Consider the following 9,478-nt stretch of genomic DNA (forward strand, 5'->3'; position numbering starts at 1 on the left):
CGAAATCCGGGGTTTGGGGAATATACAACCTGTAATCGTGGAAAAATCGGCATAATTTTCAACAGTCTGTTGAAAACGCTGTGGAAAACCCGGACATGGAAATTTGCATCCTTTTTGTGAATAAAGTGTGACGGGGAATTTGCTGATATGGGGGGATAGAACCAAGGGCTGCGGGCGCAACAAGAATGCGCCCGCCCGGCTGCGCCGACCGCCCTGCCGGTCCGGGTCTCCACCGGAGACCCGGCCGCTTCGCGTACCCGGGCCCCCATACCCCCCGGAGATCGGGCCGGAATACTCCGGCCCCAGGGAATGATATAGAACAAGGCCCGCGCAAAACCATAATGGTTCTGTGCGGGCCTCCTATTATATATTTTCCCATGGCCAAATTGTTTTGGCCATGATTTCCGGGGTCTGGGGGGACGTTGTCCCCCCAGATTAGCTTTTACCCCGGCATGCTGGCCAGGACGGCCTGGGCGATGGCGCCGCCTTCGGCCCAGAGGGTCGTTTCGTCGGCGCAGGTTTCGTACTCGGCGGGCACGGTCATGAACCCGGTTTCCAGCAATACCGCCGGGCAGACCGCGCTGCGGGTCACATAATAATAATCCTGGAAACTGCCGCGCAGCGCCCGGCCGGTGACCCCGGTCATATAAGCGGTCAGGTTTTCCGCCAGCGTGGCGCCCGAATCAAAGAAATAATAGGCCTCGGTCCCGCCGGTCTGGTTCAGATCGCTGGTCAGCGCGGCGCTGTTGTGGTGCACCGCTATGAAGAAATCCGGCTTTTCCTGCCGCAGGATCTCCACCCGCTCGCCCAGGCTCAGGGCGGTGTCGTCCTGCCGGGTAAAGGTCACCGTGGCCCCCAGCTGCTCCAGCCGGGCGGCGGCGGTCTGGGCCAGCGCCAGGTTCAGATCCTTTTCCAGCGGCGCGCTCATGCCCGCCGCGCCCATGGCGCCGTTATCATCGCCGCCATGGCCCGGGTCCAGCAATACCTTCACGCCCGCCAGCGGCGCGTCGTCGGTTTCCCGGGCGGGGGCGTGCTGCAGATACACCCGCATGCCGTCGGCGGTATAGTCCACCGTATAGCCCCACAGCGGTTCGGCGGCGTCAAATTCCACCGTCAGGGCAAATCCCTGCCCCTCGTCCCAATCCGATACCGACACCGCTTTCGCAAACCCGCAGCTGCCGGCCACATCGCCCTCCAGCGACGCGGACAAAAACCGCAGGGTCAGGCCGGTCTCGGTCTGCTCCGCGTACCAGATCGGCGACCCGCTGCCCGGCAGGGTCAGCACCACGTCGCCGCCATCCTCCTGGGCGGCGGTCAGGCCGGTAAAGGCCGCGGCGTCCGCGTCCTCCACCAGCTCGCAGTCCTTGGCCAGCACGTAATCCCCGGTATCCAGCTGATAGGCATAGGTATACTTGTTGCTGCGCACAAACCGCACGCTGTCCGCCACCCGGGCCATACCGCCCGCATAGGCCGTGGTCTGGATACTGCCGTTCACCGCCTTGTCCGACAGCACGCTGGCCAGCGTTTCGGTGATCCGCACATATTCGCCCTCCTCGGCGGCACGGCTGCCGTCGGAGGTGGGCTTGGCGCTGGTCCAGCTGGATTTGCGCCGGGTGATGGTCAGGGAGACCTCCTGGCCGCCCTGGCTGGCGGTGTATGTATTCTCGCCCAGCTCCGGCTCCACCAGCAGGCCCCAGACGCCCTCGGTACCGTAGCGGGTGACCTCCTGGCCGTTGACGGTCAGGGTCTCGGCCGGGTCGCTGGTGCCCATCAGGAACACCGTATCGGTGTAGACCACCGCGTCCGGGTCGGGATAGCTGAACGCCAGCTCGCCGGACACGCCGCTGCTCAGCAGGGTCACATTGCCGGATTCGTCATCCCCGGCGCAAAACGCCAGGGTCACCGCCATGCGGCCTTTTTCCTCCGGCAGCTGGCCCCAGCTGCCCAGCACCAGCCCCGCGCCGGTCTGCTGCCGGCGGGCCGCCGCCAGCACCGACGGGCTGTCGTCCCGGCGCAGCAGGGGAGTGCCGCCCTCCGCGGTGTACACGTCCACCGCGCCGGGGGTTTCCGGGTCGGCGGGGGTCAGGTAATAGACCAGCAGGTCGTAGGTCCCGGCCAGGTCGGCGGCCCAGGCGGGCAGCTCGCTGCCGGGGGCCAGCGCCGCGCCGGTATCGTCCACCGCCAGCAGGCCCGCGCCCATGCCCCGCTCGGCGGCCTGCTTGATCAGCTCGGCCACCGGGTCCAGTTTGCGGAAAAAGCCGTCCGGCATGGCGGCGGCGGGGGCGGCGGTCAGTTCCTTGGTGTCAAACAGCGCCCCCTGCCCGGACAGGCCGCTGAACAACACCGTATCGGCCCCGGCGGCGGACGCGGTGTCCAGCGCGTCGGTGACCGCCTGCCGCACGGCGGCCGCGTCGGACAGGCTGTTCAGGCTGTCGGCCCAGGCGTCGTCCAGCACCAAGGCGGTGGGGCGGGTCAGGGTCAGGGCGTTGCGGGACGAGGGCCGCAGCAGGCTGACGCCCAGGATCAGCAGGGCGGCCAGAGCCGCCAGGCAAAGAAAGCAGGCCAGCGCGGCGGGCAGCGCCGAGCGGCGGGTTCGGGTTTTCATGAAACGGGTCCTCCTTGGGAAATCTTACGTTCAGTATAACATAAATCTACGCCGGGGGACACCGGAACATTTCTCCACCGGGCGTTTGTATGCTATAATGGACCGCAAGCGGCCCATTATCTAAATTGCCCTTTTTCTCGCCCCTTGCGGGGCAACCGAAAAAGATGGCGAATTATACCATTCGCTGGCGCTCATGCTATAATAATAAAGTATATGATTTTGTTTACCACAGGAGGCAGACCCATGAAGATCCCCGCCCAAGGCTTTACCCACGCCGGCAAATTCCACGCCGACGATGTTTTTTCCACCGCGCTGCTGCGGATCGTGCGCCCGGATATCCAGATCACCCGGGGTTTTGAAGTTCCGGAGAATTTCGACGGCATTGTATACGACATCGGCGGCGGGATGTTTGACCATCATTTCGAGCCCCGGCCCATCCGGCCCAACGGGGTGCCCTACGCGGCGTTCGGGCTGCTGTGGCAGCTGCTGGGTACACAGCTGGTGGGGGCGAACCAGGCCCGGCTGATGGACGAGAATTTCATCCAGCCGCTGGATCTGAACGACAACACCGGCGAAAAGGACAGTCTGGCCGATGCCATCGGGGCGTTCAATCCCCGCTGGGACGAGCCGGACCGGGGCGACGAACCCTTCTGGGAAGCGGTGGCCGTGGCGCAGAATATTCTGGAAAAGCGGATCGGGGAAGCCCAGGCGGTGAACCGGGCGGACGATCTGGTACGGGATGCCTACGACCGGATGCAGGACGGCATTGTGATCCTGCCCTGCTACGCGCCCTGGAAGAACGCGCTGTACCGCACCGACGCGCTGTTTGTGGTATATCCCAGCCAGCGGGGCGGATGGGCGGCCCAGGCGGTGACCGACCGGCGCACCAAAAAGAGCAAGATCCCGTTCCCGGCGGCCTGGGCGGGGCAGAACGGGGAAGGCCTGGCCCAGCGCAGCGGGATCCCGGGGCTGCGGTTCTGCCATGCCAGCCGGTTTATGGTGACCGGCGCGGAAAAGGCGGATGTGATCGAGGCCTGCCGCCGGGCGCTGCGGGCGGCCAAGCGATGAACCCCGGGCGGGAAATCCTGGACAACGGCACGGTGGTATGCACCGCGCCGCCCCACCGGATCGGCACCGACGGGCTGCTGCTGGCCCGGTTCTGCGTGCCGCGGCGGGCCGAGCGGGCGGCGGATCTGGGAAGCGGGTGCGGCATCATTGCGCTGGCCTGGCACGACGCCGGGCACCGGGGGCCCTGCGCGGCGGTGGAACTGAACGGCACGGCCCACGGATTGCTGGCACAGGCGCTGGCCGAGCAGCCCGAAGCGGCGGCGCATATCCGGGCAGTGCTGGGGGATCTGCGGCAGTTTGGCGCCGGGCAGGCCCCGGCCTTTGATCTGGTGGCCTGCAACCCGCCCTATTTCACGGCGGGGCGGCCCAGCCCGGACCCACAGCGGGCGGCGGCCCGGCACGAGGAGACGGCGGCCTTCACCGACGTGGCGGACTGCGCCGGGCGGCTGCTGCGGGACGGGGGAAAATTTGCGTTCTGCCTGCCGCCGGACCGGCTGGCCCAGGCATTCGCGGCGCTGGCGGCGGCCCGGCTGGAACCGAAACGGCTGCGGTTTGTGAAGAAGGAGCCGGACCGCGCGCCCTGGCTGTTTTTGTGCGAAGCCCAGAAAAACCGCCGCCCCGGCCTGCGGGTGGAACCCGACCTGTGTTTGCAGGCGGGCGCGCGGTATGGCAGGGATAGCTGAATCTGGGGGAATATAATATATCCCCCCAGCCCCCCCAAAAAAACGGGGCCGGAATACTCCGACCCCAGGGGATAAAATACGCAGGGAGGTCAGGCCGGTGGTTATCAGGGAATACCGGGGTTACAGGGAAGAGGAGATTCTGCCGCTGTATGAGCAGGTGGGATGGACAAACTACACCGCCCGGCCCGCGATGCTGGAAAATGCGTTCCGCCATTCCTTAAAGGTGCTGGCCGCCTATGAGGACGAAATGCTGGTAGGGCTTGTCCGCGTGGTGGGGGACGGGTATTCGATCGTGTATATCCAGGATATCCTGGTGCTGCCGGACTATCAGCGGAAAGGCATCGGCGCCGCGCTGCTGCGGCGGGTTCTGGAAGACTACCGACACGTCTACCAAAAAATCCTGATGACCGACAACACTGAAAAGACGGTCCGCTTCTATACATCCGCCGGTTTCACCCCGGCCCCGGATATCGGCTGCCTTTCTTTTTTGAAAATATTCTGACTAAGGCCCGCGCAAACTCAAAAAGTTTGCGTGGGCCTTCTTTATAAAATATCTCCAGGGCCGGAGTATTCCGGCCCGTCAAATGGGGGTATGGGGGCCCGGGTCCGCGAAGCGGCCAAGGCCACGGTGTGGCCTTGGACCGGCAGGGCGGTCGGCGCAGCCGAGCGGGCGCATCGTTGCTGCGCCCGCAGCCCCCGTTGTCCCCCCAGATTGGCAATACAAAAGGAAAAGCACCCTGCGCTTGCGGTTCACAGGGTGCTTTCTTGGGGTATCGCTTTGGTGTGAGGAGGAATCATGTACAGGGTGGCGGTTGCGGCTCCGCCGTTCCTGTGATTTTAGTATATCCATAAGATGCGTGTAAAATATAGCAGGGCTGTGAACAAATTGTAAATTGTGCATTTTCTCAAAGATGCACGGGTTTTACCCCGCTGCAAAAGGATACCCGGGCCGGATTTCCGGCCCGGGCAGTTTTGTTTTTGTTCAGCGCTGTTCCACCTGCACCACGGCCTGACGCAGCAGCTCGGCGGTCTTTTCCACGTCCACCTTCTTGTCCTGGTCAAAATGGCTGGTGTTCAGGTACCGGCCCAGGGCCTTGGGGGTATAGAACGGGGTGCTGCGGGGCAGGGCCAGCTCCTGGTTCTTGCCGCCGGTGCAGACCAGCACCGTTTCCACCGGGGTATTGCGCAGGCCGCCGCCTATCAGCACCTCCCGCAGGATACGGGCGTCCCGGGCGTTGCGGTCCAGCGGGTTTTCAAACTCGTACCGCTTGTCGCCCTTGGTCTGCACCCAGGCGGCCTCTTTCTCGCCGCCGAAGATCCGGCCGCTGTAGCCCATGCAGCGAATCCCCAGCACGCCGAAATAGCCCACCAGTACGCAGTCAAACTCGGCCAGCTTGCCGTCCTTGGCCCAGCGGGCGGGCACCACTACCTGAAAATCATTCAGACGGGCGTACCGGCGCACCCGGGCCACCACATCGGACGCGCCGTTCTTCTCGTCGGCGCCCACGCCGCCCTTGGCCACCTTTTCACCGCCGGAATTGCCGCGGGTGGTAAAATACACCACCAGCGCGGCGGCCAGCGCCATCGCGGCCACCACCACAATCGTGTAGATCATCTGTTCGTTCATACGGGGTCAACCTCCGGTCCCTGCGGGCGCGGATACGCCCGGTATTTGTCAGTTAAACAATAGTATAGCACGGTTTGCCCCGGCAAACAAGGCGGGCCGGGCCCCTTTACAAAAAACACGCAGGGGCCATGGCCCCTGCGGGTTTTGTCTGGTTTTTAATCGCCCGCCACGTCGGCACCCTCGTCGCCGGGGTTGTCCAGCACGCCGTCGCCGTCCAGATCGTCCGGCAGGCCGTCCTCGCCCTCGTCGGGCACGCCCATCAGCTCGGTGGAGCGGATGCGGTTCTTGCGCCGGGCTTCTTCCACACACTGGCTCAGCGCCGCCTTGACCTTATCCGGGTTCTTCACATGGCGCAGATGCAGATGCGGCACGCTCAGGTCGCTGGAATCCACGCACAGGGTTCCCACCCCGAACAGCCGGTCCAGCAGGCTCTGGCTCAAACTTACGTCCCGCACCCGGTACAGCAGCACCTCTTCCTCCCGCAGGTTCAGCAGGCCGGTGTTCAGCAGCAGCTTGCGGGCGGTCAGGGTATAGCGGGTAAAGCTGATGGGCAGGCCCAGGATGCGCTTGCGGTCGGTCCACAGGGGCGGGTCCTGCTCCAGCTCCATTGCAAATTCTCCGCTTTTCAGACGGGTCTTGGCCATGGGAAGTACCTCCTTGTCGTTCCGGGTTTATACCCGCACGGTCCAGCCGCGCTCGTCGGGCAGACGGCCCCACTGGATGCCGGTCAGGGTATCGTACAGTTTCTGGGTGACGGGGCCGGTCTGGCCGTCGGCCACCTGTTCGGTGTCGCCGTCCAGCATCAGGCTGCCCACCGGGCTGATCACCGCGGCGGTGCCGGTGCCGAACACCTCTTCCAGCCGGCCGTCCTTGGCGGCGGCCATCACGTCGGCGATGGGCAGCTTGCCCTCGTGCACGGTGTAGCCCCACTCTTTCAGCAGCTCGATGCAGCTCATGCGGGTGATGCCGGGCAGCACGGTGCCCACGGTGGCGGCGGTGTAGATCTCGCCGTCGATCTTGAAGAAGATGTTCATGCTGCCCACTTCTTCCACGTATTTGCGCTCCACGCCGTCCAGCCACAGCACCTGGCTGTAGCCCAGCTTGTGGGCCTTTTCGCCGGCGATGATGCTGGCCGCGTAGTTGCCGCCGCACTTGATGTAGCCGGTGCCGCCGGGGGTGGCGCGGACGTACTCGTCCTCCACATAGATTTTCACCGGGGCCATGCCCTCCTCATAATACGCGCCGGAGGGCGAGCAGATGATGGCAAACAGATACTTGCTGCTGGCCTTGACCCCCAGCACCGCCTCGGTGGCGATGGTGAAGGGGCGGATGTACAGGCTGGTATCCGGGGCGCTGGGCACCCAGGCCTCGTCCACCTTGACCAGCGCCTTGACCGCCTGCACAAAATCCTCCACCGGGATGCGGGGGATGCACAGCCGGTCATGGGTGGACTGCATACGCTCGGCGTTCTTTTCCGGGCGGAACAGCTGCACATGGCCGTCGTCGCAGCGGTAGGCCTTCATGCCCTCGAAGCACTCCTGGGCGTAGTGGAACACCAGCGCGGAGGGGTCCAGGGTCAGCGGCGCGTAGGGCACGATGCGGGCGTCGTGCCAGCCCTGCCCGGCGTCATAGTCCATCAGGAACATATGATCGGTAAAGATGGAACCAAAGCCCAGCTTGGTCTCGTCCTGGGGACGGGCCTTGGGCTGTGTGGTTCGGGTGATCTGGATATCCAACATGATACTTTCCCTCTTTCTGTATCTCCGGAGGCGGGGGCCAGCTGGCGGCCGCGGCCGGCATTTTCTTTATTATAGTAAACTGTGCCGGCAAGAACAAGAGGGGGGCGGCGATTTTTCCCGGGAAAAATAAAAATCCCGGATGCAAAAGCATCCGGGATTTTTGGTGCGCTGGAAGGGATTCGAACCCCTGACCTTCTGGTTCGTAGCCAGACACTCTATCCAACTGAGCTACCAGCGCATCTTCGAGTGCAAGAGATATGATAGCACAGTTGCCGGCGAATGTCAACGATTTTTTGATTTATTTTCAATTTTCTTTTTAGTGGAGGCGAAGCGGGGAAGTTTTCCACATCCGCGGCGCGGATTGTGGGAAACCTGGTGGCTTACACCCGGCCGTAGATGCCCTTTACGCTCACGTCGCCGGTGAAAACCAGGCGGCGGCCGTCGGGGGTGTCCACCACCAGGCGGCCCTCGTCGTCGATGTCCCGGGCGATGCCGGTGCCGCCCTCAAACCAGACCTGCCGGCCCAGGTTGATGCAGCGGGCCCGGTACTCCTCCATAAAGGGGGCGATGCCCCGGGCGGCAAACTCTTCCCGCAGGGGGGCAAAGCCGTTTTCCAGAATATCCCGGGCCAGGCGGGCGGGGTCGGTCTGCTCGTCCACTGCGGCCCCGGCGGTGCGCAAGCTGACCGCGTGGGGCAGGTTCATCCGGTCAAAATAGCTCTGGGTCTGGCACAGGTTGACCCCGGTGCCGGACAGCCAGCCGCCGGGCACCCCCTCGCAGAGGGTGCCGCTGAGTTTTTTGCCGTCGATCAGGATGTCATTGGGCCATTTGACCTGGCAGGTCACGCCGTACAGCGCCTCCAGCCGGGCGGCCAGCACCAGCCCGGTGAGCAGCGGCAGGCCGGAGGGGTCGGCCAGCGGCGGGGCAAAGGCCACCGTCACGCAGAGCTGGCCGCCGTCCTCCACGCCCTGCCAGGCCCGGCCCAGGCGGCCCCGGCCGGCGGTCTGGCAGGTGGTGTACACCGCCCCGAAAGGGGCCAGTTCGTTCATGTGATCCCGCGCCCAGGTGTTGGTGCTGTCCACCCGGGGCAGGTATACCAGCGGGGCGCTCATTCCCACAGTGCCGGGACGTTCTCATGCCGGCACTCCACGATTTTGCCTTTATCCAGCAGGATCACGCCGTAGGTGGCCTGGCCCCGCCAGGGCCGGCCCACGCTGCCCGGGTTGAACAGGGTGACCCCCTCCGACTCTTCACAGAACGGGATATGGGTATGGCCGAACAGCGCCAGCTGGACGCCCCGGCTGCGGGCGGCGTACCAGAGCCGTTCCTCGCCGCTTTTGACCCCGTACAGGTGGCCGTGGGTATACAGCAGGTTGACCCCGTCAAAGGAGGTCACGGCTTCGTTGGGTTCCAGCGCGCCCATGTCGCAGTTGCCGGCCACGGCGTAGACCCACAGGCCGGGGAAGGGGGCGCAGGCGGTTTCCAGGTCCCGCAGGCCGTCCCCCAGAAAGAACAGCGCCCGGGCGTCCTGCTCTTTATCCAGCACCCGCTGCAGCGCCATGGAACTGCCGTGGCTGTCCGACGCGACGATCAGTTTGGTCATTCGGTTTCCTCCTCGCCCTCCAGCAGGGCTTTGTAGATCTGCCGGCGGTTGGCGCCGGTGCGCCCCGCGGCCTCCTTGGCGGCGGCGGCGGGGGAGAGGCCCTCCTCCTCCATCAGGCGGCGGGCCAGCGCCGCGCCGTCCTCGGGGGTGGCG

The 9,478-nt window shown here is 64.8% G+C and carries 10 protein-coding genes and 1 tRNA gene; 3 read left to right on the forward strand and 8 right to left on the reverse strand.

Features of this window, described 5'->3' with window-relative positions; translation table 11 throughout:
• Positions 1-442: 442 nt before the first annotated feature.
• Positions 443-2,605 carry an N-acetylmuramoyl-L-alanine amidase family protein gene (locus B5E65_RS13565; protein WP_087172303.1) on the reverse strand — a complete coding sequence of 721 codons (2,163 nt, stop codon included), beginning with the start codon at positions 2,603-2,605 and terminating at the stop codon, positions 443-445.
• A gap of 243 nt (positions 2,606-2,848) precedes the next feature.
• On the opposite strand from B5E65_RS13565, the gene B5E65_RS13570 reads away from it, so the two are divergent.
• From B5E65_RS13570 to B5E65_RS13580, 3 genes are all read left to right on the forward strand, one after another.
• The gene (locus B5E65_RS13570; RefSeq protein WP_087172304.1) at positions 2,849-3,673 is read left to right on the forward strand and encodes an MYG1 family protein; all 825 of its coding nucleotides are present in this window, start codon (positions 2,849-2,851) and stop codon (positions 3,671-3,673) included.
• The gene (locus B5E65_RS13575) at positions 3,670-4,356 is read left to right on the forward strand and encodes a tRNA1(Val) (adenine(37)-N6)-methyltransferase (RefSeq protein ID WP_087172305.1); all 687 of its coding nucleotides are present in this window, start codon (positions 3,670-3,672) and stop codon (positions 4,354-4,356) included. The genes B5E65_RS13570 and B5E65_RS13575 overlap by 4 nt, the downstream gene beginning before the upstream one ends.
• 97 nt (positions 4,357-4,453) lie before the next feature.
• A complete protein-coding gene (locus B5E65_RS13580) occupies positions 4,454-4,858 on the forward strand; it encodes a GNAT family N-acetyltransferase (RefSeq protein WP_087172306.1) in 405 nt (134 codons plus the stop codon).
• A gap of 480 nt (positions 4,859-5,338) precedes the next feature.
• On the opposite strand, the gene B5E65_RS13585 is transcribed toward B5E65_RS13580, so the two are convergent.
• The 7 genes from B5E65_RS13585 to B5E65_RS16865 all read right to left on the reverse strand — a co-directional run.
• The gene (locus B5E65_RS13585) at positions 5,339-5,983 is read right to left on the reverse strand and encodes a nuclease-related domain-containing protein (RefSeq protein ID WP_087172307.1); all 645 of its coding nucleotides are present in this window, start codon (positions 5,981-5,983) and stop codon (positions 5,339-5,341) included.
• Positions 5,984-6,138: 155 nt separating this feature from the next.
• Entirely contained in the window at positions 6,139-6,627 is a 489-nt protein-coding gene (locus B5E65_RS13590; RefSeq protein WP_087172308.1) for a PH domain-containing protein, read from the reverse strand.
• A gap of 27 nt (positions 6,628-6,654) precedes the next feature.
• Positions 6,655-7,722, reverse strand: coding sequence for a branched-chain amino acid aminotransferase (locus B5E65_RS13595; RefSeq protein WP_087172309.1), 1,068 nt, complete (start codon positions 7,720-7,722; stop codon positions 6,655-6,657).
• Between the two features lie 161 nt (positions 7,723-7,883).
• Positions 7,884-7,960: transfer RNA gene (locus B5E65_RS13600), tRNA-Arg, on the reverse strand.
• A gap of 142 nt (positions 7,961-8,102) precedes the next feature.
• Positions 8,103-8,834 carry a biotin--[acetyl-CoA-carboxylase] ligase gene (locus B5E65_RS13605; protein ID WP_087172310.1) on the reverse strand — a complete coding sequence of 244 codons (732 nt, stop codon included), beginning with the start codon at positions 8,832-8,834 and terminating at the stop codon, positions 8,103-8,105.
• The gene (locus tag B5E65_RS13610; protein ID WP_087172311.1) at positions 8,831-9,325 is read right to left on the reverse strand and encodes a metallophosphoesterase family protein; all 495 of its coding nucleotides are present in this window, start codon (positions 9,323-9,325) and stop codon (positions 8,831-8,833) included. Before B5E65_RS13610 ends, B5E65_RS13605 begins: the two co-directional genes overlap by 4 nt.
• A partial coding sequence (locus tag B5E65_RS16865; RefSeq protein WP_158098601.1) for a hypothetical protein occupies positions 9,322-9,478 on the reverse strand: 157 nt, incomplete at its 5' end. The genes B5E65_RS13610 and B5E65_RS16865, both read right to left, overlap by 4 nt.

It is taken from the genome of Gemmiger sp. An120, from assembly GCF_002160955.1.
Classification (GTDB): domain Bacteria; phylum Bacillota; class Clostridia; order Oscillospirales; family Ruminococcaceae; genus Gemmiger_A; species Gemmiger_A avium.